We start from the raw sequence: 25,271 nt of genomic DNA, 5'->3' as shown, positions 1-25,271 counted from the left end.
GTTTGGGGCAGGGGAGGGGAGATCTGCCAGGAAGGCCGGCAGGACATGGTGAGGGGCGGTCCTGACGCTCCGCGTCACTCCGTCACAGGCACGCACTCCGTGAGCAGGTCGACGATGTCGCGCCACGCCCGCTGTGCGTGTCGCGGGTGGTGGCCGACGCCGGGCAGCACGGCGTGCTCGACCGACGGGTGATGGAAGGCGTGCAGGGCTCCGCCGTAGACCGTGAGGCGCCAGTCGACTCCCGCGGTCTGCATCTCCTTGGTGAACGCGTCCCGTTGCTCGGCGGGCATGATCGGGTCCTCCGATCCGACACCGGCCCACACAGGGCAGCGGATGCGTGCCGCCTCGCCCGGTCGCCCTGTGATGAGTGCGTTGACCGTCCCGATGGCGCGCAGATCGACGCCGGCGCGGCCGAGTTCGAGCACGATCGCGCCCCCGGTGCCGTAGCCGATGCCGGCGATCCGGTCCGGGTCGGTCCGCGGTTGCGCGCGCAGCACATCGAGCGCCGCACGGCCGATGCCCCGCATCCGGTCGGGGTCGGCGAGCAGGGGAGTCACATACGCCAGCATCTCCTGTGGGTCGGTGAACCAGCGCCCGCCGTTGATGTCGAAGGCCAGCGCGACGTATCCCAGTTCGGCGAGGGCGTCGGCCCTGCGGCGCTGGAAGTCGTTCAGGCCCGGACCTTCGGGCCCGATCAGGACGGCGGGCCGGCGGTCGTCACCGGCGGGCAGCGCGAGGTGCCCGACCATCGTGAGGCCGTCTGCCGGGTATGCGACTGTGCGTGTGGTGACCTTCGTCATGCGTCCGGACTGTAGTGATGGTCGAGCCCGGTCGGGCCGGGACTTAGCCGAGGGCAGAACAGCTCGGCGTGGGGTGCTCCCGGCCCTTCCGCTGTCGACCGATCGTGGTACGTCACGAAGGAAGCGGTTCCGCAACTCGTGGCAGTGGGATAGGCACTGCATGCCAGGATCCGCTGAAGCGTGGCAGGTGGCGGCGTGCAGCAGGATTGCCGCGCTGAAGGATCTGGCTGCGGCGATCGAGGGGGAACCAGCAGCAGTCGAGGATGCGCGCGAGCTGCTCTCGCGGGCGAAGATGCATCTTGCCGAGGCCGAGGGTGTGACCGAGGGGAGGCGACGACCAGTACGGGTCGGGGCGTCGGCCGAGACGTCGGCCCACACCGATGCCGCCGAGATGCTGCTCCTTCAGGCGGCCGCCTATGAGCAATTCTCCGCCTACCTTCCTGAGATCACTCACCGGGTGCGCACACAGCTTCCGCCCGCTGATCCACGCCGGGAACGGTTCAACGAAACACTGCGCAGAAATCGCCAAGACAAGGGGCCCGTCGACCGAGAGGCCGCCATGGCGGCACTTCGCGCGGCCCGTGAACAACATCTGAGTGGTTGGGCACGTGTTCGCGCCCTTCACCGGTCTCTGCTGGTCACGCTCGTGGTCATGACCGTGAGTGCCTGCGTCCTCGCGGCACTGGGCGCACTGCGCCCGGAAGTGCTGAGTCTCTGCTTCGAATCCGCGAACCGCACGACCTGTCCCATCGGCGACACACCGCGCCCCGGTGATGTCGCGTTCGTGGAGCTCGTGGGCCTTGTGGGCGGGGCCCTCGGCGTGGGTGCCGCGCTGCGCCGCTATCGCGCGACCTCGGCCGTCTCCATGCTGCCCTTCACATGCGCTGTGCTGAAACTGCCGACCGGTGCCCTGTGCGCGTTCCTGGGCTTGACACTCATGACCGGAGATTTCCTGCCCGGCCTGGGGGGACTGGACAACCAGAGTCAGATCCTCGCCTGGGCGCTGATCTTCGGGTTCGCCCAGGAACTCCTGACCCGGCAGGTGGACAACCGGGTTCACCAGGTCCTGCAGGAGGCGACGGAGCCGCCGGTCTCCCTTCCGGACATCGACCAGTGGGACGACCTCCTGGACCAGCGGCTGAGTGAGGTGGAGGCGAACGTCACCGCGACGGTCGGCGATCTCATGCAGGACAGGATTCGCCGGAACCTTCGCGGGTCGGCAGGCATGGCCTTCGCGGGCGCCATCGCCACCGCTGTCGGCGTCAGCGTGCAGCGCTCTCTGCGGGGGCCGGAGATCATCGCGTTCAGCGGCTTCGTGAAGGTGACCCTGCATCACCCGGACGGAACGAGCGTGGAAGCCGATCCTGCCGGGCCGACGCTCGCACCCGACAGCGACTACACCCTCCGCGTGCGAGTGAGCACGGAAGAGCCTGCCGAGGACGCCGCTCCCGTCACTCCGTCGGAGGCCATGGCGATCGCGGGCAAGACGGGCGAGGCCGCCCGCTTCGCCTTGGTCCCGGAGATCGAGGGGGTGACCGCCCGGCCGAGCCGTCGCGAGGTGGGCGTGCAGACGTCACAGGGGACCGCGGTGTGCGACTTCGAACTCCACACACCCGCCCGACAGGGGGAGTGTCCGGGCTGGGTGGCCATCTATCAGCACACGCGACTGGTCCACATCGTCCGGTTTCGTCTCCTCGTCGGTGCCGAGGCATGAGCGTGCCCGGCCCGACCGGGCCCTCCGTGTCCCTGGAGGTCCGCTCCGGGGGAGAACCGATGCTCTTTCTGCGCCGCACCATCGGCGGTGAGGATCTTGAGATCGGTGAGTTTCTGCTGAGACCCGGCGCGCTGCCGGAGACACGCACCCGGCTTCAAGTGGCCGTGAATCAATTGCGCAGAAGCCTGCGGTTCGAGCTGAAGCCCAAATGGGACGACGTCGAAGCCGGCATGTCCACGTTGTACCGGGCCGGCCTGGGGGCAGTCCAAGCCTTGTTCGGCGGGCAGACGGAGGAGTTCGTGAGGGCCATGCAGCGACTCCTGCCGACCGCCGGCGTGCACGAGGAGGACGTCCCCAGCATTCAATTCATCTGCGACAAAGACGCTGTGTTTCCCATCGAACTCCTTCCGCTCTTCCGGCTCATGGACACGCGGCCGCCCATCGTGAATGACGAGTCACTCAGCGAAAACGTCGGGAGGTTCCTGGGGTTCGCCACGAACGTACGCCGCCACGTCAGAGGCGCTCCCGTCGCACCCCTGCCACTGTGCCGGAGAGGTGACTTCAAGATCAGCTGCCTGCCCAACCAGTCAGGGCTGAAGGTGGCGCTCTTCCAGGAGGCCTCACTGACCGAAACGGCAGCGGAGAAACTGGATCTGAAAGGCCACGGTCCACAGCTGACTCTGCTCGGACCCTGGCCGTCCAGCGATGTCGGCAGTCTCGAGGAGATCATTGCCGAGATCCTGCGGGAGAGCTGCCCGCCGGGTCAGTTGGACGCCCATGTACTGCACTTCGCCTGCCACTGCAGGAGCGACGTGGAATCCCCGGCGGACATCGCCATCGGGCTGAGGGGCGAGCAGACGGGCCGCATCGAGGTGACCCTCGGGCATCTTGAGGCGAGATCCACCGTTCTGAGACTGATTCGGGCCTCAAGAGCGAGATCGGCTGCACCGATCCTTCCCCTGGTGTTCCTCAACGCCTGCTCCAGCGCCGTCGCAGAGGTCCTCACCGGAGCTTCGCTTCCCGATTTCTTTCAGAACAACGGCTACATCGGCTTCATCGGGACGGAAGCACCTGTGCCCGACGACGTGGCGGCGGCCTTCTCCAAGGTGTTCTACGGGTGCTTCCTGTCGGGACAGTCGCTCGGTGAGTCCCTGCGCAACAGCAGGAGAGCCTTGCTGCATGAGCACAAGAACCCGCTCGGGCTCATCTATGTCGCGTATGCCGACGGTGACATCCGAGTGGCCCAACCGGTGTCGAAGGAGACTCCAGGATGACCGACGAAGAAAGCATCTCAGTCCTCGGTGCCGCCGGAGACGAGCGGTCCTTCAGGTGGCGCGGTGATGTGGAACTGGTGCGGGAGAAAGTCCCGGTCAGTGTTCTGAGGGAGCAGGTCAACGCGTTCGTGGAAGCCCTGGGGGAGACGCTCTCACGGGCCGAGGAGAAGATCGGGAACTACCGCCTGGAGCAGGTCGAGGTGGCGGTGGAGATCAACGCGAAGGGCACCGTGAGCATCCTGGGGAGCGGAGGAGAGGTCGGAGGCAGTGGTGGGATGACGTTCACCTTCGTCCGTCAAGGGCCTCCCGCTTCGGCGTAGTCCGGCAGGTCCCCGGTTGGTTAGGGTGGCAGACAGAGACCGATTCCGATGCCCTTGACCAGGGTGACGGACGAGACGACGGGGGCTCGTTGGGGGAGTGGCGCCGGCAGCAGCCGGAAGCCCAGGAAATGCAGCACAGGTCGACCGGACCCGGTGGGCCTGTGACCGGCCGACCCACGCCCCCGGTGCTGCCCCCGTCCCTGCGCGCGCCCCTCGGGCTGATCGCGGTGCCCGCCACGCTGGTGGTCGTGGTGCTAGGGGTCATGTACGCCGGCCACGGCGAGCCCGGCAGGGTGGACAGGTGGATCAAGGAGCCGACGGCGGACAGTGTGGGGCCGCCGTGGCGGCGTGTCGCGCTGGGCACGGACTTCCTGGGGGAGCCCGTGGGAGCGGCGGTGCTGGTCGCGGGCGTCGTGATGGGTTGTCTGCTGCTGCGGCGGCCTCGCGCGGGGGTGTTCGTGGTCGCCGGGCCCGGCCTGAGCGTGGGGGCGACCACGCTGCTCAAGCATCTGGTGGGACGCACCATCCACGGCGACGACAACCTGTCCTATCCGAGCGGGCACACCGCGTTCGCCACCGCGCTCGCCCTCGTGGTGGCACTGCTCGCGACCGGCCGGCTCGGCCTCGGCAGGACGGCCGGCACGCTTCTCGTGCTGGGTACGGCGGTGGCCGCCGGTGCCGCCATGGGCTGGGCGCAGGTCGCTCTGGGCGCCCACTATCCGACCGACGCCCTCGGCGGCTGGTGCACCGCGCTGGCGTTGGTTCCGGTGACGGCCTGGCTCGTCGACAGGGCGGCTCCCCGCTGACCTCACGACCTCATGCCAGGCGGCGGAACACCGGCTTCACCGGGCGTCCGCCCAGCCAAGGGCTCGGGTCACCGGCGTCCAGTGCCTTCCGGTACACGGCACACGCCTGCGCGACCACGTCGACGGTGTGCTCGATGTCGGCGTCGCCGAGGGCGCTGCTCACCACGAACGACGGGGCCAGCACCCCGCCCGCGAGGAGCCGGCGCAGGAACAGGGTGCGGTACTCCTGCGACGGCTGCCGGTTCTCGTCGAGGGTGGCGAACACCAGGTTGCTGGCCCGGCCCCGGACGACGACATGGTCGCCGACGCCCATGCTCGCCGCGGCGTCGCGGACACCGGCGGCCAACCGCTCGCCGAGGGCGTGCAGCCGCGCGGTGACGCCCTCCTCGACGTACGTGGTCTGCACGGCCATCGCGGCTGCCAGGGAGTGCGTCTCCGCGCCATGTGTCGTGGAGAGGAGGAACACCCGGTCGTCCGAGTGGCGCAGGCCGCCCCGCTCCATGAGCTCGCGGCGCCCGGCCAGCGCGGAGACGGCGAACCCGTTGCCCAGCGCCTTGCCGAAGGTGGAGAGGTCGGGGACGACGCCGTACAGGCCCTGGGCGCCCGCCTCGGACCAGCGGAAGCCGGTGATCATCTCGTCGAAGACCAGGACGCAGCCGTGCCGGTCGGCCAGTTCGCGCATGCCTACGAGGTATCCGGGCGGCGGCTCGGTGTGGGTGGCGGGTTCGAGGATCAGGCAGGCGATCTCGCCCTCGTGGCGGGAGAGGAGCTCCTCCGTGGCGGGCAGGTCCCCGTACGGGAACGTCACCGTCAGGTCCGTGGCCGGGATTCCCGCCGACATCGGCGTCGTGCCGATGAACCAGTCGTCGACCGAGAAGAACGGATGGTCGGCGCAGAGCGCCACCCGCGTGCGTCCGGTGGCCGCGCGGGCCAGGCGTACCGCGGCCGTGGTGGCGTCGGAGCCGTTCTTCGCGAACTTCACCATCTCGGCGGTCGGCACGGTCGCCAGGAAGCGTTCCGCGGCCTCGACCTCCATGACGGACGGCCGGACAAAGTTGCTGCCCCGGTCGAGTTCCCGCCGCACCGCCTCGATCACGCGCGGGTGGGCGTGGCCGAGGCTGACCGACCGCAGGCCGGAGCCGTACTCGATGTAGCGGTTGCCGTCGACGTCCCAGACGTGTGCACCGCGGCCGTGGCTGATGACCGGGGCCAGGTTCTCGGGGTACTGGTCGTCGCCCTTGGCGTAGGTGTGCGCGCCCCCGGGTATCAGGGCGTGCAGCCGCTCGTTCGCCAGCCGGGACCTGGGCAGTTGGAACTCTTCGTCTGAGTTGTCCACGCCGACTCACCTCTCCAATTGCTTCAGAACCTGAGCGAGGCTCGGTGCCTCCCGGTCCCGCGGGGACATCGATGTGACCGGCAGCGGCCAGTCGATGGCGAGCTCCGGGTCGTCGAAGGCGATCGTCACGTCCTCGGCCGGATCGTGCGGGCGGTCGATCCGGTACGACGTGTCGGCGGTGTCGGTCAGCGCCTGGAAGCCGTGCGCGCACCCCGCCGGGATGTAGAGGCTCGGCTGCGTCTCGTCGGACAGCTCGAAGGAGGCCCAGCCCAAGTAGGTCGGCGAGTCCGGCCGCAGGTCCACGACGACGTCGAAGATCCTCCCGTACGAGCACCGCACCAGCTTGGCCTCGCCGGCGCCGGAGCGCAGATGCAGGCCGCGCAGCACGCCCCGGACCGAGCGGGAGACGCTGTCCTGGACGAAGGCGTCCGGGTCCAGGCCCACCGAGCGGACCACGTCGGCGTCGAAGGTGCGGCAGAAGAAGCCGCGTTCGTCGGCGTACGGCGTCGGCCGGAAAAGGTACGCCCCGGCGATCTCCGGGACTTCGGTCGCTTTCATGGAGTCTCCCGCAGGGCGTGGGCTCGGGCACGGTCGGTCGCCGGATACAGGACGTCTGTCAACGCGGCGAACTGGTCCTGGAGTTGCCGGACAGCGGCCAGGTTCCGCTCGGTGAGGGTCCGCCGCAGGTCGGCCGATCGCCGCTCCAGCTCCCGGAACTGCTCCAGCAGCCGGTCGGCGTCGACCTCGCGGGCCGGGTGGCAGTACGCGCCGAGACCCATCCGGTCCATGAGCGCGTCGCTCTTCCTCGCGTAGCTGACCGCGAGCGTCGGCGTGCCGACCTTCAGCGCGCAGATCAGGTTGTGGTAGCGGATCGCCACCACGGTGTCGGCCGCCGCCGTCTCCTTCATCAGGTCGGCCAGCGAGGCCGCTTCGGCAGCGGTGACCAGGGCTGAGTCCACCGCGTCGAGGATCGCGGCGACCACCGGCGCGTCGACCTGGTCGCCGGTGAGCAGCCGTACCGGCCTGCCGTCCTCGACCAGCGCGCGGACGAACCGGATCGTCCCGTCGAGGTAGCGCCGGTGGATCTCCTCGGCCCGCGCACGGTCGTCGTTGCTGCCGTGGAAGTCCATGACGCCGACGCAGACCTGGCCCGGCGGGCCCGAGGGGGCGCTCGCCCGCGGTGCCGGCAGGGAGAACGCCAGGTCCGGGTAGACCTCGTCGCGCGCGGTGTCCACGCCCATCTCCCGCAGCGCGTCGCGCGACGGGGCGTCCCGGTACGACCGGTACGCGGCCAGCCGCGCCGACCAGCGCACCAGGGCCCGGGTCGGCCGGTTGCCGATCGGGGCGGCGCCGACGCCGACCAGCGCGACCCGGGTGCCGAACAGCCGGCCACTCGCGCACAGCAGGAACAGCGCGTACGGGAAACCCCACAGCCGCAGCGGCAGCGTGGCCTCCAGGACGCCCATGCCCGGCACGATCACCACGTCGTGCCGGCGCACCCAGGCAGCGGTGCGGAACGCGTCGACGAGTTTGCCCAGGCCCTTGCCCACGATCGCGCCCGCACGCGAGGCGGTCCGGTACTCCCCGCGGTACCAGTGCATCCGTGTCGCGGGGATGCCGTACCGGGCCGTGACGACCTCGGGTCCGCCGCACAGCGCGTCGACGACCGCCTCCGGGTGGGCGTCGCGGAGGTACCCCAGGACGGCTTCGAGCGACCCGTCGTTGCCGAGGTTGCCCGAGCCGAGCAGCCCGAACACCCCGACGCGGACGCCGCTCACGCCTGCCTCCCCTCACGGCCGGCGACCAGGGCGTCGACGGAGACGGTGAGCTCGGCCGGGTCGACCGGGGCGCGGTCCTCGACCCGCTCACCGGCGCCCGGCCGGACCCGGCTGGTCATCCAGGCGGCCAGGTGGCGGTAGCAGGCGCGCCGGTCGGCGGGGGACAGCGGCGCCCGCCGGATGGCCGAGACGAAGCCCCAGACGTACTCGGCGAGCAGCCGGGGCGTCGGGTGCAGCGCGCCCGCCCGGCGCGGGTCCAGGTTGACGCACCGGGAACGCTTGGACGGGTTCGCGCGCTCCGCGCGGGTCGGATGGTCGCGGCGGAAGTACAGCAGTTCCGGCACCTGGTGGAAGGGCCCGTGCAGCACGATCTCGGCGACGTACGTGCGGTCCGCGTGGTGGTAGCTGTCCATCGGCTTCACCCGGCGCAGCACATCGGCCCGGATCACCCCGTAGAAGTCGTCGCCACCGGGCTCGAACAGCAGGCTGCGGAAGCGCTCCGGCGCGTGCGGCGAGCCGGTGGCGAGCGTGTACTCGTACGGCACCTTGACCTGGCCGTCGCCGTCGATGACCGCCTGGTCGGCGTGCGCGAGGATCACGTCCGGCCGCTCGTCCAGCGCCTCGACGCAGCGCCGCAGCAGGTCCCGGGCGTACAGGTCGTCGTGCGAGGCCCACTTGAACAGCTCGCCGCGGCTCTCGGCGAACACGTAGTTGTGGTTCGGGGTGGCGCCGATGTTGCGGGGCAGCCGGATGTACCGGATGCGCGCGTCCTGTGCGGCGTACTTGCGGCAGATCTCCTCGGTCCCGTCGGTCGAGGCGTTGTCGGAGACGACCAGCTCGAAGTCCTCGTACGTCTGGCCGAGCAGGGCGTCGAGCGACTCGGCCAGGTACTCCTCGCCGTTGTACACGGGCAGGCCGATGCTCAGCCTGGGATGGGCGGTCATGAGGTCCTCACTTCGGGGATGGAGTTCTGGCGGTGCTCGCTCAGGGCGGACCGCAACTGCAGCCACCACACGGCCGAGCCGCCGACGGTCGCGGCGGCGACGCCCCAGGCCGAGCCGACCGTGCCGGCGACGGCCGCCCCGCCGAGCCCGCCGCCGACGTAGGCGACGGAGGCGAACAGTTGGGAGCGCAGACTGCGCCGGGCCGCGCCGAGCGCGCGCAGACCGGCCGCCGCGCCGGTGCCGAGGCCGGCGCCCGCGACACCGAGGGTGACCGGCACGATGAGCTCCGAGGCGGAGTGCCAGACGCCGCCGAGCACCAGCTCGCCGAGCCGGTCCGGCATCAGCAGCAGCGCCCCGCCCCAGAGCAGCGCGGCGGCGGCCTGCCCGCCGCCCAGCAGAAGGCAGAACGCGCCGAGGCGGTGGGGGGCCTGCCGCAGCACCCTTGCCGCCTCCGGGACGGTGACCAGCGAAAGGCCCATCAGCACGGCGAGGAACGGGCCGAGCAGCAGCTCGGCGCCGCGCACCGCGCCCACCGCGCCGACCCCGACGATCGCACCGAGCCCGTAGGCCCGCAGCTGGCTCGCGCCGCTGAGGCAGGTGTTCTCGACCAGGTAGCGGTACCCGAGGTCGCGCTGTTCGCGCAGCCATCCGCGCGCCCCGGCCGGCCGGGGCCGGATGCCCGACTGGACGCAGCCGTACCCCGCCGCCACCGTGGCGGACGCGCCCCAGGCGAGCACGAAGGCGGCCACGCTGCCCACGTGGGCCGCAGCGATCAAGGCCGGGACGAGCGCGACGCCCCACACGACGTCGTTGACGAACGCCTTCCGCCCGGCGCCGGCGGCGAAGAACGAGAACCGCCAGGCATCCTGGAGCAGCAGCCCCGGCAGCGTGACGCCGAGGCAGACGAACGCGGCCCCCACCCGGCCGCCGAGGGCCGGCCCGGCCACCAGGCAGGCCGCGCCGATGGCCACACCGACGCCGAGTGCGGTACCCGAGGACCGGGCCACCGCCCCGCGCCAGGACGCCTCCGGCACGCCGCTGAAGCGCACCACGAGCGGATCGGTGGCCAGCCCCCGGGAGACGTTGAGCACCACGCCGTAGGTCACCCAGGCGAGGCTGAACACGCCGAACGCGGCCAGTCCGAGCGAGCGGGCCACGTAGATCCCCACCGCGAAGTTGGTCATGCTGGAGACCGCCTGGTCGGCCAGCCCCCAGGACAGCCGGCCGACAAGGGCCCGCTGGGCGGATCCGGCCGGTGGCGCCGTCGTCGGCGGCTTCTCGTCCTCGGTGGTCATCGGCGTCAGGCCTTGATCAGTTCCGCGCAGCGCAGGGCGTCGGCCGCCGCGGCGACCGTGCCGAACGGCAGCCCGGACCGCTCGGCGACCTCCAGCAGACTGTGCTCGCCGTCGGAGAGGCTGAGCACCCACAGCATGGCCATCTGGGCCTGCTGGGTGTCGCTGCGGCCGCCGAGCGCGTCGTACAGCCCGCGCCGGCCGAGCTGCGGTTCGCCGTAGGGGCTGAGGTTGACGTACCGCCGGTTGTGGTCGAGGACGGCGAACGCCTCGCGGCAGACGGCGAGTGTGTCCGCCATCGCCTCGGGGGAGACGAAGTCCAGGTCGTCCGCCGAGGTGTGGTACTCGGGGTAGCCGGCGTACGGGGTCCGGCTGAGGGAGCCCACGCCGAGGTCGAACCCCGGCGAGCAGAACTGCCGCTCGTCATAGCCGTACGGCGTGAACTCGGTGATGCGGTGCGGGCGTTCGGAGGCGGTCAGCACGTGCCGCATCACCTGGTCGATCTCGGCGTCGCCGCGCCTGCTCCGCTTGTACGTCAAGGAGCCCGGGTCGCCCGCGCAGGCCAGCACAAGCCCGTGCTTGACCCGCTCCACCCGCTCCGCGTTGCGGGCCAGCCAGGTGATCGCCCCGATGGTGCCGGGCGCGAACAGGAACCGGTAGGTGTAGTACGGCGTCCGCTCGGCCAGCGCCCGGGCCAGGAACGTCGCCACCGCGATGCCGGCCAGGTTGTCGTTGGCCAGCGACGGGTGGCAGACATGGCTGGAGACGATCACCTCGTCGCTGACCTGCCCGGGGACGACGTGCTCGGCGTAGGTGAGGTGGCCGTCGGCGAGCGTGGAGTCGATGCGCACCTCGTACTCGCCGTCCGGCAGCGCGTCCAGGGTCTCCTGGGCCAGGCAGAACCCCCACTCGGGCTTGTAGTAGCTCGTGCGGTACGGCACCCAGGACGGGTGGTCCGGCAGGGTGTGCAGGTGTGCGCGCAGCTCGGCCAGCGGCATGGTCGCCGACACCGGCACGCTGTAGCCGAGCACATGCAGGCTGGACGCGGCGAAGTCGACGACCCGGCGGCCGGTGGAGTCCGCGATGTACGCGTCGCGGATGTTCCACTCCTGCGGCACCGTCCAGTCCAGCACCTGAGTCCCGGTGGGCACCTCGTGCACCTGGAGCGGGACGTACTCGCCGACGATGTCCAAGGTGGCGCGCACCCCGTCGCCGGTGATGCTGCGGCACAGCGGGTACAGCCGCTCCACCAGCGCGTACATCTGCTCGCCGAAGCCGTCCGCGGTCACCGGCGCCACCGCAGGGTGTCGTCGACCGCGCCGGCCTCGGACGCCGCGCGCAGCACGGCGAGGCGGGTGAAGCGCTGTGCGAAGTCCTCCCGGGTCAGCCCGTGTTCGCGGTAGGCGTCGGCGAGTTCGAGCGCGCCCTGCTTCACCGTCCACTCACAGTCGAAGCCGGGCACCGCGGCGCGGAACCGGGAGAAGTCCACCCGGTACGACCGCGGATCGGCCCCCGTCTCCCCGGTGATCACCACCTCCGAGCCGGCCACCGCCTCGGCGACCTGCCCGGCGATCTCGGCGACCGTCACGTTGTTGATCTCGCTGCCGATGTTGAACGCCCGGTCGTGCACCGCTTCCCGCGGCGCGACCAGCGCCGCCGCGAAGGCCCGCGCGATGTCGGCGGCGTGCACCAGCGGCCGCCACGGCGTGCCGTCGGAGAGCACCAGCACCTCACCGGACAGCAGCGCGTGACCCACCAGATTGTTCAGCACGATGTCGGCGCGCAGCCGGGGCGAGTAGCCGAAGGCGGTGGCGTTGCGCATGTACACCGGGCTGAAGTCGCCGTCGGACAGCGCGTGCAGGTCGTCCTCCACCCGCACCTTGGACTCCGCGTACGGCGTCACCGGGCGCAGCGGGGCGTCCTCGGTCACCAGGTCGTCACCGCCGGCGGCACCGTAGACCGAGCAGGTCGAGGCGTACAGGAAGCGCTGCACTCCGGCGTCGCGGGCCAGCCGGGCCAGCCGTACGGACGCGTGGTGGTTGATGTCGTAGGTGAGCTCGGGTGCGAGTGAGCCCAGCGGGTCGTTGGACAGCGCCGCCAGGTGGATCACGGCGTCGACCCCGGCCACGTGCTCGGCCGTCACGTCGCGCAGGTCCACCCGGTGGCCGGGCGGGTCAGCGGGCCCCGGGCCCAGCACGCAGTCGGCGAACAGGCCGGCGTCGAGGCCCACGACCTCGTGTCCGGCGGCGGCAAGGACCGGGGCCATGACGGTGCCCAGGTAGCCCTGGTGTCCGGTCAGCAGTACGCGCATGGTTCAACCCCCCAGGTTGAGCGTGAGTTTGGTGACGGCGAACGCCTCGGCGTAGCGCGCGTGACATTCGATGCCGCGGATCCGCGCGAGACCGAGGAAGGCCTCCCGGTCGTACCAGGGCCGGTGCCGCTGCGAGGGGTAGTGCTCCTGCAGCAGCCGCACCTTCTCCTCGGCGATCTCCGGCGACAGCGGTTGATACGCGGCCGGACGGCCGAGGTCGCCGTCCCACTTGACGATCTCGTAGCCGAGCACGAGGTGGTCGCGGAACGCGGTGGGTATGAGCCGCGCCAGGCCGCGGTGGTCCTGGTGCGCGTCGTCGGTGCGCGGGGCGAGGATCAGATCCGGCTCGGTCCGCTCGCGCAGCTCCTCGACGGCGGCCTTGGCCTCGTCCCAGTGCACCGGCATCCGGCCGTCCGGCAGCTTGAGCACGGTCAGCCGCAGGTCGGCACCCGGGCAGAAGGCAGCGAGCGCGGCCTGCTCCTCCTGCTCCCGCTCGCTGCCACCGCCGGAGAGCACCAGCGCGTCGACACGGAGGCCCGGCCGCGCGTGGCACAGCGTCAGCAGCGTGCCGCCCGCGCCGATGGCGATGTCGTCGCAGTGCGCGCCCACCGCGACGAGCCGGTCCAGGCGCCCGGCGCCGAGCCGGATCACGCCCTCGCTCCCGCACGGTCGTGCTCCCACACGGCCCACGGGCGGTCGCCCCGCGCGTAGGCGTCGTCGAGCGCGGCCCGTTCCTTCACGGTGTCGGTCGGCTTCCAGAAGCCCCGGTGCTGGTAGGCCACCAGCCGCCCGCGCTTGGCGAGCTGGCCGCATCCGTCGGCGACCAGGTCCCCGTTCTCCGGGATGTGGTCGAAGATCTCCTGGCGCAGCACGAAGTAGCCGCCGTTCTCCCACAGCGGCAGTTCGCTCACCGCGGTGATGCCTCCCACCAGGCCGTCCTCGCCCAGGTCCACACAGTGGAACGAGGACTGCGGCGGCACCACCATCATCGACGCGCCCGCGTCGCGCCGCGCGAAGTTCTCGATCATCTCCGGCAGCGGAGCGTCGGTGAGCACGTCGGCGTAGTTGGCGAGGAACATCTCGTCGCCGTCCAGATGGTGCCGCACCCGGCGCAGCCGCTCACCGATCGGCGACTCGATGCCCGTCTGCACGAACGTGATCGTCCAGGAGGCGATGTCCGTGGACAACAGCTCGGTCCGACCGCCCCGCAGCACGAAGTCGTTGGACGTCGTCTCCTCGTAGTTGAGGAAGAAGTCCTTGATGTGGTGGGCCCCGTACCCGAGGCACAGGATGAACTCCGTGTGCCCGAAGTGCGCGTAGTAGCGCATGACATGCCAGATCAGCGGCCTGGGACCGACCATCGCCATCGGCTTGGGCACGTCGTCGGAGGCGCCGCTCCGCATCCGCATCCCGTAACCGCCGCAGAACAGAACGACCTTCACGACTCGACCTCGACAATGCTCAGTTCCGGAATGGGAAAGACCAGCCGGCCGCCCCAGTCGTGCACGAAGGACAACTGCTCGACCAGCTCCGCCCGCAGGTTCCACGGCAGGACGAGCACGTAGTCCGGCTTGTCGGCGGCGATCTGCTCGGGCGGCAGGATCGGGATGCGGGTGCCCGGGGTGTACCGGCCGTGCTTGTAGGGGTTGCGGTCGACCGTGTACGCGAGCAGGTCGGGCCGGATGCCGCAGTGGTTGAGCAGGGTGTTGCCCTTGCCGGGGGCGCCGTAGCCGACGACCGTCTCGCCGCGCTCGGCCGCCTCGATGAGGAACTTGAGCAGGTCCCGGCGCACCTTGGCCACCCGGGCGGAGAACTCGGTGTACCCGGCCAGCTCCTGCAGCCCGGCGGCCTTCTCCCGGTCCAGTACGTCGGCCACCCGCTGCGTCGGCTCGCCCGCCACCTCGGCCGGCCGGGCCCACAGCCGGATGGAACCGCCGTGCGTGGGCAGCAGCTCGACGTCCACCAGCGCGAGTCCGCCGCTGGCCAGCGCCCGGATCGCGGAGGCGACCGTGTAGTACTGGAAGTGCTCGTGGTAGATCGTGTCGTACTGGTTCTCCTCGATCAGGGTCAGCAGGTGCTGCACCTCGATGGAGACCCAGCCGTCGTCGGCGACCAGGGCGCGCAGACCCTGGGTGAACCCGACCACGTCGGGGATGTGCGCGTACACGTTGTTGGCCACGACCAGGTCCGCCGGGCCGTGCTCGGCGCGGACGGCCGCGCCGGTCTCCGGGCTCAGGAACTCCGTGACCGTGGGCACACCCGCGTCCCGCGCGGCGGCGCCGACGTTCACGGACGGCTCGATGCCCAGGCAGCGGATCCCCCGGTCCACCACATGCCTCAGCAGGTAGCCGTCGTTGCTCGCCACCTCGACCACGAAGGCGTCGCTGTCGAGCCCGAGGCGCCGCACGGCGTCGGCGACGAACGTGCGCGCGTGCTCCACCCACGAGGTCGAGAAGGAGGAGAAGTACGCGTACTCCTTGAACGTCTCCTCCGGCGTGATCAGCGGCGGGATCTGCGCGAGCCAGCAGTCGGTGCAGACCCGCAGATGCAGCGGGTAGGCCGGCTCCGGCCGGTCCAGTTGGTCCGCGGCGAGAAAGCTCTCACACGGCGGCGTCGCCCCGAGGTCGACGACGCTCGCCATCGCCTCCGAGCCGCAGAGTCGGCATCGTGTCATCTACTGCCCCCCATTGATTCCGTCCGAGCCGCGATCGCGGTGCGGTACTCCTCCACCAGGCGCTCCAGCCCGACGGCCGGGCTGAAACCCTGTTCGTAACGGAGCCGGGCCGCCCGGCCCATCTCCCGGCCCAGGTCCGGCTCGGCCGCGATCCGGCGTATGCGCGACGCGAGCGAGGCGGACTCGCCCGGCGTGTGCAGCAGCCCCGTCACCCCGTCCTCGACGAGCTCGACGAAGGCCCCGTGACCGGCGGCGACGGCCGGCACCCCCGCCGCCATCGCCTCCACGACCACCAGGCCGAACGCCTCCAGCCAGGTCGAGGGAGCCACCACGGCGACCGACCGTGCGATGGCCTCACGGCACTGTGCCGGGTCCAACAGGCCGACGCAGCGCACGTCGTCCCGGCCGTCCGCCCAGGCGGTCACCTCTCGCTCCAGCGGCCCCGCGCCGGCGATCACGAGCGGTACGCCCACACCTCCGTCGGCGGCGATCTCGTCCCATGCGGCCATGAGCAGCCGTACGCCCTTGGCCTCGGCGAGTCGGCCGAGATAGAGCAGCTGCTCACCCTTGCCGACTCGGCGCGTGCCCGGGTCGGGCACGAAGTTGTGCTTCACCGCCAGCCGTTCGGCCGGCATGCCGGACCGCACCAGGACGTCGCGCTGGGCCGCGGAGATGCAGAGGAACCGCTCCACGCCGGACCACCATCGCCGCCGGTTGACCGACAGGCTGACCGCGAGCGGCACCGTCGCCAGGCGGGAGCCGCGGTAGCAGCCGTGCCGGACCGCGGGCAGCGGCGTCGACCCGACGCACTCGGTGCACGGCCGGCCGTCCCGCTGCAACGTGCCGGGCGGGCAGACCTGGGTGTAGTTGTGCAGCGTGGCCACGACGGGCACCCCGGCGTCGGCGCAGGCGGCCAGCACCGCGGGCGACAGCAGCGGGAACACGTTGTGGACGTGCACCACGTCCGGCCGCTCGGTGCGCAGCCGGGCGGCGAGCTCCGTGCGGACCGCAGGGTTCCACGGCACGAGCAGCGGCACCGCGACCTTGCCCAACAGGGAGCGGGCGTGGATGTCGTCGCTGCGCCGCTCGAACACCTCGACCCGGTGACCGGCCGCCCGCAGCAGCGCCACCTCCTGGTCGACGACCTTGTTCTCCCCGCTCGGCTGCGCCGAGGCGTAGCGGTTGTGCACCACGAGGACGTGCATGCTCAGGTCACCTCCGTTCTGGCCCATCGAGGGACACGTCGTCGAGGCGCAGCGGGCGCCGGAAGGGGAGGGGGCGCGACAGGTGCCGCCAACAGCGAGGCCGCCACGGCGAGATGGAGCAGATACGGCGAGGCGTCGCCGAGTCCGGCCTCGGTGTACGACGCGATCGCGCAGTAGCTGATCAGGAAGATCGCGCAGGCCCTCGACAGCGACGGCGGCCGCAGCAACGCGACACCGCCCAGCACGATGACGACCGCCGCCACCAGGGCCACGCCGGTCATCCCCTGCTCGTGGTAGACGGCCAGCCAGCTGTTGTCGATCGGCAGCCCCCCGAACGACTTGTCGCCCAGGCCCACGCCGAACAACTGCTCCGAGGTCGTCCGGGGTGCCGCCAGCAGGGCGTCCCAGACCTTCGCCCGGCCGGTGAGGCTGGTGAAGTTCTCCTTGCTCTGCCCGCGCAGGAACCACGCCTGGAGCGCGGAGCCGAGCCCCACCGCCGCCACGGCGGCGCACAGCACCGCCCAGGCGAAGAACCGGCGGGCCGCGGCGCTGGTCAGGATGAGCGAGCCGATCGCCAGCAACAGCCCGACGAGCAGGCCGAGCGTGGCCGTCCGGGTATGGGTCAGCGCGAGCAGGACGAGTGACGGCACGACGACCACCGCCGCGCTCACCCGGTCGGTCCGGCGGCCCATCAGAAGCAGCACGGTGAGCCCGATGATCACCGCGGCGTACTGCCCGATCTGCGGCGGGGTGAGCGGCCACAACGCGCCGACCAGCCGTCCGCCGTAGAGCTCGGGCAGGGCCGCGCCCGGGGAGACGACCAGACCGGCGGCCACCGAGCCGAGCACTGCGAAGTACATCCGGATGTGATGCCGGACGAACGTCGCACTGCCGTCCCACCAGCGGCTGAGCAGCCACAGCGTGCCGACGAAGAGCGCCAGCCGGGCGCAGCGGAACAGCGCGCCGAACCCGGACTCCAGATGCACGCTGGAGATCACGCTCGGCACCAGCAGCAGAGTGAGCAGCAGCAGAAAGGCGCTGGCCCGGATACGCAGCCGCAGATTGAGCGCGAGCGCCAGCGTGAAAGCGGCGACCAGCGCGCCCATGGTGACCATCTGGATGAGGGAACGGGGCAGCGGGACGATGGTCTTCGCCCCGGCCGAGCCGAGCGTGTTGAGGACCAGCAGCCCCCAGACCGTCCCGACGCTCCTCGGCGTGCGGTCCGCCACCATCTCAACCACCGTCCCGTGCGCGGAAGACACTGCCCGCGTCCTGCCGGTACGGCGCGCCCTGCCACTGCCAGGAGTCGAGCAGCCGGCCCGGGTCGTGGGCGACGAAGCTCCATGGCCCGAGGTAGACGTTGTCGTGCCAGCGGTTGTGCTGCGTCCGGGTGATCGCCTCGGCCACCCGCTCGCCCTGGTACGGCGACCAGTCGGGGTAGGTGCCGTAGTTGGCCAGCACCGCCATGCGGTCGCACTTCACCGTGCAGTCGAGGACGGACTTGTCCAGCACGAAGCGGTTGTCGTGGATGTCCACCCGCTGGGTCTTCCACCGGCAGTCGGCGTACAGCGGGGCGCGGGCGATCGCCGGCCGGGCGCAGCGGTCGGTGTCCTTCACCAGCAACGTGCAGGCACCGGAGGAGGTGTTGGCCGGGCTGTTGCAGAACCGGTCGGCGTTCTCCCACAGGGTGATCCCGGACCAGTTGTTCTCCAGCACGTTCCGGTAGATCTCGATCTTGTCGGTACGGGCCCGGATCCGCGGTTCGCCGCCGGACTCGGACACATAGATGGTCGCGAACGGGAAGGTGTCGCCGCTGTCGGCGTACCTGCGGCCCTCGACCCAGTTGTTCCGCCGGATCGTGTTCTTCCGGATGACCGCGTTGTAGCTGGTCTCGTAGATCAGCGCGGCACCGTCGTTGTCCTCGAGCAGGTTGTCCTCGATGCGGAAGTCGTTGTTGTTGGTGTCCGCCCACAACCCCGCTCCGCGGTTGTCGTGCACCCAGTTGCGGCGTACGTCGGCGCCGTCGACGGCCCAGAACTTGACGCCTCCGGCGCAGCCGCAGCCCGGCCGCCGCCGCTCCCAGTCGTCCGTGTTGTTGCCCACGATCTCGTTGCCCTCGACCACCAGACCGCTGATACGGCCGGTGGCCTTGTACGCGTTCATGCCGTACTGGCCGTTGCCGCGCAGGCAGTTGGCGCGCACCTGCTGGTCGGCACCGGCCATCAGTCCGGCTCCGGAGTTCTGCTGGATCGTCGTGTGCTCGATCACCCACCCGTCGGCCGAGTCATGGTTGACCACGCCCTCGTCGTGCGGCGCGACGAACCCCTGCACGGTCAGATGGCGGACGGTGACGCCCCGGGCGGTGCCGCCGAACGCGTACTGATTGGTTCTGCGGCCGTCGAGCACCGCACCCGGCGCGCCGAGGTAGCTGTTCCCCTCCTTGGGGATGACCTGGGCGTAACGGTCCGGCGCGAGCGTGTGCCTGCCCGGGCGCAACCAGAACGTGGTGTGCGGGGGGCTGTTCCTGGTCTTCGCCGCCAGGTCCCCGACCACCGCGGGGTCGACCGTCACCGCGCCCGCCGGCGCCTTCGCCGGGCCGGCGGCGGGCTTGTCGCACACCCGGGCCACGGACGTGGAGTGCGCGGCGGTCGGCTCCGGCTGTGCGTCCGGCGTGCCCTCACAGCCGGTCGCCGCCAGCAGGGCCAGCGCCAGCGGTGCCGCCGGCAACGCCCGGTGCCGCCACATGATCCCCACGCGCCCCCCTAGCCGCGGAACTTGAGTACGGTGGTGAACGCCTTCGCGCCGTCGGCGAAGCCGGTGCCGACCAGCGTGGTGGCGGGTTCCTTGCGGCCGAAGCCGGGGGAGTACCAGCCCAGCGGCGGGTCGCTCTCGCCGCGGTGCGCCCGCCAGCTCAGCTGTCCGGGCAGGTCGAGCACCGCGGAGCGGTCCTCGCCGTCCCGGGTCCAGGTGAGCTCGGCCCGGTCGCCCACCAGGTCCACGGCGATCGTCGGGCCGAGGTGGAACGCCAGTTGCACGGCGGCCCGGCGCGGGCCGCGTACCTCGTCGACCACTGTCAGCTCCTGGCTCTCGGCCGTCAGCTCCACCCGGCGGCGGTGCACGAAGGGCCGGTAGCCGTCGTGCTCGGCGCACCAGCGGGCGGCACCCTCGTCCGCGACCAGCACACGGCTGCGGGCCTGCCGGGTCCACAGGAACGGGCCGCCGGAGACGGACTGGTCATCGCCGTTCAGTCGCAGGGTGTTGTGGCCGAGGGTCGACCGGAAGTACTGCCGCCACTCGGGCTGCCCGTGGTAGCAGTACGTCCCCGGGTCGGCGAGCACGTCGACGCCGTCGTGCCGGACCTCCACGGACAGCGCGTCCGCGTGGGCGTGCGCGGCGATGGACAGGAACCCGTGCGGACCGCCGTCGCAGCGGCACCAGATCCCGCCCGGACCGCGCAGGATCGACATGCCCGCGTCGGCGAAGTGCGCCGGCCGGCTCGCCGGGCGGGCCACGGACAGTTCGTTGGGCTTGATGAGCGCGGCCAGCAGTGGGGTGCGCACATCGGTGCCGGTCACCTCCGGCCACCAGGCGAGCCGGCCGAACACGGCGTCGCCGGTGGTCAGCAGCGAGGCCCAGCGGTCGGTGCCCGCGCCGTCCACGACCAGACCGTGTCCGTCGTCCGCGTCCCCCTGGCGGGGCGGCCGCAGCCGGCTGTCCACGACGGCCGCGAGCGCGTCGGACATCCGCAGCAGCACCAGCCGGACCGACGCCGGGACGGGGACGCCTGCCGCATCCGCCTCGGCCACCGCGGCCAGGCCGAGCTCCAGCACCAGTCCGTGATACTCGGTGGCCAGCTCCCGGTTGAGGCCGGAGGGGAAGGTGTTGCCGCGCAGATGCCGCTGCAGCGACCGCAGCGCGTCGGCCCGCCAGCGCGCCGAGGAGGGAAACCACCCGAACGCGCAGGCCGCGGCCAACTGCCCGGCGGCCTCGGCGACGACGTGGTTGTTCGCCGACGACCCCCGGCTGGGGAAGGCGGCCAGCCAGCGCTGGTGGTGCCAGATCTGGTTCCGCGCCACGGGGTTGTCCTCGAACAGCCCGGCCGCGCCCGGCCAGCCGTCGAGCAGCCGGCGGACCCACACCCAGGACAGCAGCCGGATGCCCAGCTCGATGCCGCTGGTCCAGTGCACCCCGCGCAGCGGCGGGTTGGCCGTCCACCACGACCGCAGGTGCGCGGCCACCCGCTCGGCGTACCGCTCGTCCCCGGTGAGCGCGTAGGCGGCGGCGAGCACGGTGAGGTACTGATGCCGGGACAGCTCCCAGATCTGCTTGATGTCCCCGACCGTGTCCTCGCTGCGGTACGGCACGTCGAAGGCGTAGCCCGCCGGAGCCCGGCGCCCGGTCTTGGGGTCGTACCACCAGTCCGGGTCGGCCAGGTCGTCGCGCTCCACCCCGAAGTACGCGGCGTGCCCGGCCATCAGCCGGTCCGCCTCGGCGACAAGTCGCTTCGCGGCGTCCGGCGAAACGCCGTCGAGCGTCCCCGCGGGCAGTACGGCGGTGAAGCGGGCGCCGGTCACGCTCGGGCAGTCCGGCGGCGCCGACCGCCAGCGCCGCCTGCGTACCGCGTCGCCCACCCGGCCCGCGACCTCCTGCGGCCCCATCCGGGACAGCCGCCGCAGGTACCAGCCCGCACTCCCCGAGGTCACGGTCATCGCGCCCTCGCCAGCGTCACCGGCGCCCCGCTCGCCAGGCCGGCCTGCACGGCGAGGGTGGCCGCCGTGGTGGCGACCAGCGAGTCCAGCGGCACCGGCATGGGCCCGCCGGTCCGCACCGCCTTGACGAACGCGGCCAGTTCGGCGTTCTGGCCCTTGTCCCGGGCCTTGGGAAGCCGGGAACTGACCCACCGCTTACGGGCGTACACCGAGGCGCGCACGAAGTCGTCGAGCCGCAGCACCTTGCCGTCCGCGATGAGGTCCAGCGTCTCCTTGGGGAAGCCGGGCGCACCGGTGGTGACGTAGCTGATGGTGGCGGTGGACCCGTCCGGGTAGCGCAGCACGACCTGGAGGTCCTCGTTGCCGGGCGTGGTGATCGCGTACACCGACACCGGGTCGGCGTCGAGCAGCCAGCTCGCCGTGTCGATGAAGTGCCCGCCCTCGCCGGCGAACCGCGAGCCCTGGGTGCCCTGTTGGAGGTACCAGCTGCCGTGCTCCAGCCGGCCCGCGTTGACCAGGTAGCGCAGGCTCGCAGGACCGGTCCGGGTGCCGAACTGCTTCCTGGCCTCCTGCAGCAGCGGCGCGAACCGGCGGTTGAAGCCCACCTGCAGCCGGTCGTTGCCGGACTTCTCCACCGCCGCGAGCACGCCGGCCAGCTCGTCCTCGGTGAGCGCCAGGGGCTTCTCCACGAACACGGCCTTGTCGGCCAGCAGCGCCTTCTGCGTCAGTTCGGCGTGCGAGCTGTGCCGGGTGACCACGAACACCGCGTCGATGGACGGGTCGCCGAGGACGGCGTCCAGGTCGGTGGTCGCCTGGGCGAAGCCGAACTTGCGCTGCGCGTTGGCCGCGGACAGCGCCGTCGTGGTGACGACCGTCGCCAGCTCCACGCCGTCGCGCTGCGCCAGGTGCGGCAGCAGCATCGACGTCGCGTAGTTGCCCGCGCCGACGAACGCCACCCTCACCGGAGTCCTGGTGGCCCGGGCCGGGCTCGGCTTCACGTTCACCGCGGGCACGGCCACCGCCGGGGCCTCCGCCTCCACCTCCGCTTCGGGGTAACGGAACAGCGCGGTCACGGCCTTCAACTCGCCGTCCTTCAGGCGCTGGTACGTCTCCACGGCGTCGTCGAAGTCGGCGACATGGGAGATCAGGGGTTCGACGTCGACGCTGCCCCGGGCGACGAGATCGAGGAAGCACGCCAGGTTGCGGCGCTCGGTCCACCGCACGTAGCCGATCGGGTAGTCGCGCCCCTCCAGCTCGTACGAAGGGTCGTAGCGCCCGGGCCCGTACGAACGCGAGAACCGGACGTCGAGCTCCTTCTCGTAGTACGCGTTCCACGGCAGGTCCAGCCGGCACTTGCCGATGTCGACGACCCGGCCGCGGTCCCGGGCCAGCCTGGCGGCCAGTTCGACGGGCTGGTTGCTGCCGCCGCCGGCGGCCAGGTACACCTGGTCCACGCCGTGGCCGGCGGTGAGTTCGGCGACGGCGTTCTCCACGGCCGCGGAGGCCGGATCGCCGCAGGCCGCCGCGCCCAGGCGCTCGGCGAGCTCGCAGCGCGCCGGGTCGGGGTCGGCGCCGACGACGCGGACTCCCGAGGCGGTAAGGAGCTGCACCACCAGCTGCCCGATCAGCCCGAGACCGACCACCAGCGCCACTTCGCCGAGCTGCGGCTCGCCCTGGCGCACGCCCTGCAACGCGATCGACCCGACGGTGCCGAAGGCGGCGTGCCGGGGCGCGAGGCCGTCCGGCACCGGGGTGTAGAGGTTCTTCGGCACCCAGTTCAGCTCGGCGTGCAGCGCGTGCTCGTTGCCGGCGCAGGCCACGAGGTCACCGACCGCCACATCGTCGATCCCGGCGCCGACCTCCTCGACCACCCCGCACAGCGAGTAGCCCAGCGGCGTGTAGGAGTCCAGCTTGCCCATCACCTTGCGGTAGGTGGCGGGCACCCCGTTGGTGGCCACGCTCTGCACGACCTTGGCCACCTGGTCCGGCCGCGAGCGGGCCTTTCCCAGCATCGACATGCCGGCCTCGGACACCTTCATCAGCTCGGTCCCGGTGGAGATCAGCGAGTACGCGCTCCGGACCAGCACACCCCCCGCCTTGCACCCCGGCACCGGCACGTCGAGCAGCGCCAGTTCGCCGCTCTTGTAGTTCTGCACAACCTGTTTCACCGAAGTCCTCTTGTCTCTACGCCGTCAGGGAAGGGGCCTCGCCGGACCGTGAGGTCGCGCCGCGATACCAGTGCTCCAGGGTCAGCACGTGCCACAGATGCTTGGAGAAGTCCCGCTGCCCGGCGGCGTCCTCGGCGACCATCCGCGTCAGCGCGTCGCGGCGCAGGAACCCGGAGCGGACGAGCTCGCCGTCGTTGACCACCTCGCGCACCAGCGGGGCCAGGTCCCTGCTCATCCAGGCGCGCAAGGGGGCGCTGAACAGGCCCTTGGGCCGGTACACGATCTCCCGGGGCAGGATCGAGGTGGCCGCCTCCTTGAGGACGGCCTTGCCCTGCCGGCCGACGATCTTCCGGTCGCCGGGCACGGCGAACGCCGCCCGCACCACGTCGACGTCCACGTACGGCACCCGCACCTCCGTCGACGCGGCCATGCTCGCCCGGTCCGTGTAGGCGAGGTTCAGGCCCGGCAGGAACATCCGGGCGTCGCCCAGGCACATGCGGTTGACGAAGTCGTCGAGGTCGTTGTCCTGATAGACGTCCGCGTGCTCGGTCAGCACGTCGTCGACCGTGGCGGCCAGGTCCGGGTCGATCAGGGCGAGCAGCTCGGCTCGGTCGTACATGGTGTAGCTGCGCCGGAACGCGGTCTCCTCCGGCAGCTCGGCGAAGGAGAGGAACCGCTTCGCGAAGCGCACCGACCGGTACCCCCGGCGGCTCGTCGCGACCGGCAGCCGGTCCACGACCGCGGACACCCCGCGCCGCAGGGGCCTCGGGACACGCTGGTAGCGCAGCGCGAGCAGGTTGGCCAGATGCTTGCGGTACCCGGCGAACAGCTCGTCGGCGCCCATCCCCGAGAGCATCACCTTGACCCCGGCCTCCCGGGCGGCCGAGCAGATCAGGAACGTGTTGATCGCGGCGGGGTCGCCGATCGGCTCGTCCAGGTGGTACGTCATCCGCGGCAGCAGGTCGAGCACGTTCGGAGCGATCTCGATCTCGTGCAGGTCGACACCGAACCGCTCGGCCACCTGCCGGGCATAGCGCAGGTCGTCCGGCATCGCCTCGAACTTGGCGTCCTCGGCGCGGAACCCGATCGTGTAGGCGGAGATCCCGGGCTGGTGGCGGGCCGCCAGCGCGGTCAGATAGCTGGAGTCGAGGCCGCCGGACAGGAACGTCGCCACGGGCACGTCGGAGAGCAGGTGCCGACGGGTCGACTCCTCCACGACGGCGGCCAGATCCGGCAGCTCGCTCTCCCGGGCCTCGGCGGCGACGTCCCGGATGTTCCAGTACCGGCCGCGCTCCACCCGGCCGTCGGGCCGGCACCGCAGCCAGCTCCCCGGCGGCAGCTTCTCCGCCTCGCGGAACGCGCACCGCGAGTCCGGCACCCAGTAGTACAGCAGCGAGGCCACCAGCGCCCCGGGGTCCACCTCCAGCGCCCCGCCGGTCGCCGCGGCGAGCGCCTTGAGCTCGGAGGCGAACACCAGGCCCTCGCCCCGCCGGAGCAGGAACAGCGGCTTGATGCCGAGCTGGTCGCGGACGAGCACCAGCTCACCGGTGCGCTCGTCGAACATCCCGAACGCGAACATGCCGCGCAGCCGGGGCAGGCAGTCGGTGCCCCAGCGCCGCCAGGCCTCGAGCAGCACCTCGCTGTCGGAGGTACCGCGGAAGCGCACCCCGGCGGCCGCCAGCTCGGCCCGCAGCTCGGGCGCGTTGTACAGCTCGCCGTTGTACGTGAGGGCGAGGCCGTCCTTGACCATCGGCTGGGCGCCGGTCTCGGACAGGTCGATGATGGACAGCCGGCGGTGCCCGAGTTGCACGTCGCCGTCACCGGCCGGGTGGCCGTAGCGGCCCGCCCCGTCCGGGCCGCGGTGGGCGAGGACATGGGTGAGCCGGTCGGTCACGGCCTTCCCGTCCGGCCAGCGGTAAGTACCTGCGATGCCACACATG

At 71.6% G+C, this 25,271-nt stretch carries 21 protein-coding genes; 4 read left to right on the top strand and 17 right to left on the bottom strand.

Annotated elements, in window-relative coordinates; translation table 11 throughout:
* Positions 1 to 74 precede the first annotated feature (74 nt).
* On the bottom strand, positions 75 to 800 hold the full coding sequence (locus RKD23_RS02320) for a dienelactone hydrolase family protein (protein ID WP_424852025.1): 726 nt from the start codon (positions 798 to 800) through the stop codon (positions 75 to 77).
* A gap of 160 nt (positions 801 to 960) precedes the next feature.
* Here RKD23_RS02320 and RKD23_RS02315 point away from each other — a divergent pair, with 160 nt between their 5' ends.
* From RKD23_RS02315 to RKD23_RS02300, 4 genes are all read left to right on the top strand, one after another.
* Entirely contained in the window at positions 961 to 2,514 is a 1,554-nt protein-coding gene (locus tag RKD23_RS02315) for a hypothetical protein (RefSeq protein ID WP_424852024.1), read from the top strand.
* Positions 2,515 to 2,573: 59 nt separating this feature from the next.
* Positions 2,574 to 3,788, top strand: coding sequence for a CHAT domain-containing protein (locus RKD23_RS02310; RefSeq protein WP_424852023.1), 1,215 nt, complete (start codon positions 2,574 to 2,576; stop codon positions 3,786 to 3,788).
* Positions 3,785 to 4,108, top strand: a complete 324-nt coding sequence (locus RKD23_RS02305) for a Pepco domain-containing protein (RefSeq protein ID WP_424852022.1) — start codon at positions 3,785 to 3,787, stop codon at positions 4,106 to 4,108. Before RKD23_RS02310 ends, RKD23_RS02305 begins: the two co-directional genes overlap by 4 nt.
* A 161-nt stretch (positions 4,109 to 4,269) precedes the next feature.
* Positions 4,270 to 4,914, top strand: coding sequence for a phosphatase PAP2 family protein (locus RKD23_RS02300; RefSeq protein WP_424852021.1), 645 nt, complete (start codon positions 4,270 to 4,272; stop codon positions 4,912 to 4,914).
* Between the two features lie 10 nt (positions 4,915 to 4,924).
* Here the strand turns inward: RKD23_RS02300 and RKD23_RS02295 are convergent, their stop codons facing one another.
* Genes RKD23_RS02295 through asnB form a run of 16 tightly spaced genes read right to left on the bottom strand, consistent with a single transcriptional unit; the run spans position 4,925 to position 25,270 of the window.
* Positions 4,925 to 6,250, bottom strand: a complete 1,326-nt coding sequence (locus tag RKD23_RS02295; protein WP_424852020.1) for a glutamate-1-semialdehyde 2,1-aminomutase — start codon at positions 6,248 to 6,250, stop codon at positions 4,925 to 4,927.
* 6 nt (positions 6,251 to 6,256) lie between these two features.
* Positions 6,257 to 6,808: a dTDP-4-dehydrorhamnose 3,5-epimerase gene (rfbC, locus tag RKD23_RS02290; RefSeq protein ID WP_424852019.1), complete on the bottom strand. Its 552-nt coding sequence runs from the start codon at positions 6,806 to 6,808 to the stop codon at positions 6,257 to 6,259.
* The gene (locus tag RKD23_RS02285; RefSeq protein ID WP_424852018.1) at positions 6,805 to 8,028 is read right to left on the bottom strand and encodes a polysaccharide pyruvyl transferase family protein; all 1,224 of its coding nucleotides are present in this window, start codon (positions 8,026 to 8,028) and stop codon (positions 6,805 to 6,807) included. Before RKD23_RS02285 ends, rfbC begins: the two co-directional genes overlap by 4 nt.
* Positions 8,025 to 8,972: a glycosyltransferase family 2 protein gene (locus RKD23_RS02280; protein WP_424852017.1), complete on the bottom strand. Its 948-nt coding sequence runs from the start codon at positions 8,970 to 8,972 to the stop codon at positions 8,025 to 8,027. The genes RKD23_RS02285 and RKD23_RS02280 overlap by 4 nt, the downstream gene beginning before the upstream one ends.
* The gene (locus tag RKD23_RS02275; protein ID WP_424852016.1) at positions 8,969 to 10,267 is read right to left on the bottom strand and encodes a hypothetical protein; all 1,299 of its coding nucleotides are present in this window, start codon (positions 10,265 to 10,267) and stop codon (positions 8,969 to 8,971) included. The genes RKD23_RS02280 and RKD23_RS02275 overlap by 4 nt, the downstream gene beginning before the upstream one ends.
* Positions 10,268 to 10,272: 5 nt before the next feature.
* Complete coding sequence (locus tag RKD23_RS02270; protein WP_424852015.1) at positions 10,273 to 11,562, bottom strand: DUF4910 domain-containing protein; 1,290 nt, start codon at positions 11,560 to 11,562, stop codon at positions 10,273 to 10,275.
* Complete coding sequence (locus tag RKD23_RS02265) at positions 11,550 to 12,575, bottom strand: NAD-dependent epimerase/dehydratase family protein (RefSeq protein WP_424852014.1); 1,026 nt, start codon at positions 12,573 to 12,575, stop codon at positions 11,550 to 11,552. The genes RKD23_RS02270 and RKD23_RS02265 overlap by 13 nt, the downstream gene beginning before the upstream one ends.
* Positions 12,576 to 12,578: 3 nt before the next feature.
* Entirely contained in the window at positions 12,579 to 13,226 is a 648-nt protein-coding gene (locus tag RKD23_RS02260; RefSeq protein WP_424852013.1) for a PIG-L deacetylase family protein, read from the bottom strand.
* On the bottom strand, positions 13,223 to 14,017 hold the full coding sequence (locus tag RKD23_RS02255; RefSeq protein WP_424852012.1) for a glucose-1-phosphate cytidylyltransferase: 795 nt from the start codon (positions 14,015 to 14,017) through the stop codon (positions 13,223 to 13,225). The genes RKD23_RS02260 and RKD23_RS02255 overlap by 4 nt, the downstream gene beginning before the upstream one ends.
* Entirely contained in the window at positions 14,014 to 15,249 is a 1,236-nt protein-coding gene (locus RKD23_RS02250) for a class I SAM-dependent methyltransferase (RefSeq protein ID WP_424852011.1), read from the bottom strand. Before RKD23_RS02250 ends, RKD23_RS02255 begins: the two co-directional genes overlap by 4 nt.
* On the bottom strand, positions 15,246 to 16,454 hold the full coding sequence (locus RKD23_RS02245) for a glycosyltransferase (protein ID WP_424852010.1): 1,209 nt from the start codon (positions 16,452 to 16,454) through the stop codon (positions 15,246 to 15,248). Before RKD23_RS02245 ends, RKD23_RS02250 begins: the two co-directional genes overlap by 4 nt.
* A gap of 2 nt (positions 16,455 to 16,456) precedes the next feature.
* Positions 16,457 to 17,686: an O-antigen ligase domain-containing protein gene (locus tag RKD23_RS02240; protein ID WP_424852009.1), complete on the bottom strand. Its 1,230-nt coding sequence runs from the start codon at positions 17,684 to 17,686 to the stop codon at positions 16,457 to 16,459.
* A 1-nt stretch (position 17,687) separates the two neighbouring features.
* Positions 17,688 to 19,208: a right-handed parallel beta-helix repeat-containing protein gene (locus RKD23_RS02235; protein WP_424852008.1), complete on the bottom strand. Its 1,521-nt coding sequence runs from the start codon at positions 19,206 to 19,208 to the stop codon at positions 17,688 to 17,690.
* 8 nt (positions 19,209 to 19,216) lie between these two features.
* Positions 19,217 to 21,163, bottom strand: a complete 1,947-nt coding sequence (locus RKD23_RS02230; protein WP_424852007.1) for an alginate lyase family protein — start codon at positions 21,161 to 21,163, stop codon at positions 19,217 to 19,219.
* Entirely contained in the window at positions 21,160 to 23,331 is a 2,172-nt protein-coding gene (locus RKD23_RS02225) for a bi-domain-containing oxidoreductase (protein WP_424852006.1), read from the bottom strand. Before RKD23_RS02225 ends, RKD23_RS02230 begins: the two co-directional genes overlap by 4 nt.
* Positions 23,332 to 23,347: 16 nt before the next feature.
* On the bottom strand, positions 23,348 to 25,270 hold the full coding sequence (asnB, locus tag RKD23_RS02220; RefSeq protein ID WP_424852005.1) for an asparagine synthase (glutamine-hydrolyzing): 1,923 nt from the start codon (positions 25,268 to 25,270) through the stop codon (positions 23,348 to 23,350).
* Position 25,271: the final 1 nt, after the last annotated feature.

Origin of the sequence: Streptomyces sp. SAI-170 (assembly GCF_049739565.1) — a bacterium.
Classification (GTDB): domain Bacteria; phylum Actinomycetota; class Actinomycetes; order Streptomycetales; family Streptomycetaceae; genus Streptomyces.
This window is presented reverse-complemented; position numbering and strand designations above follow the sequence as displayed.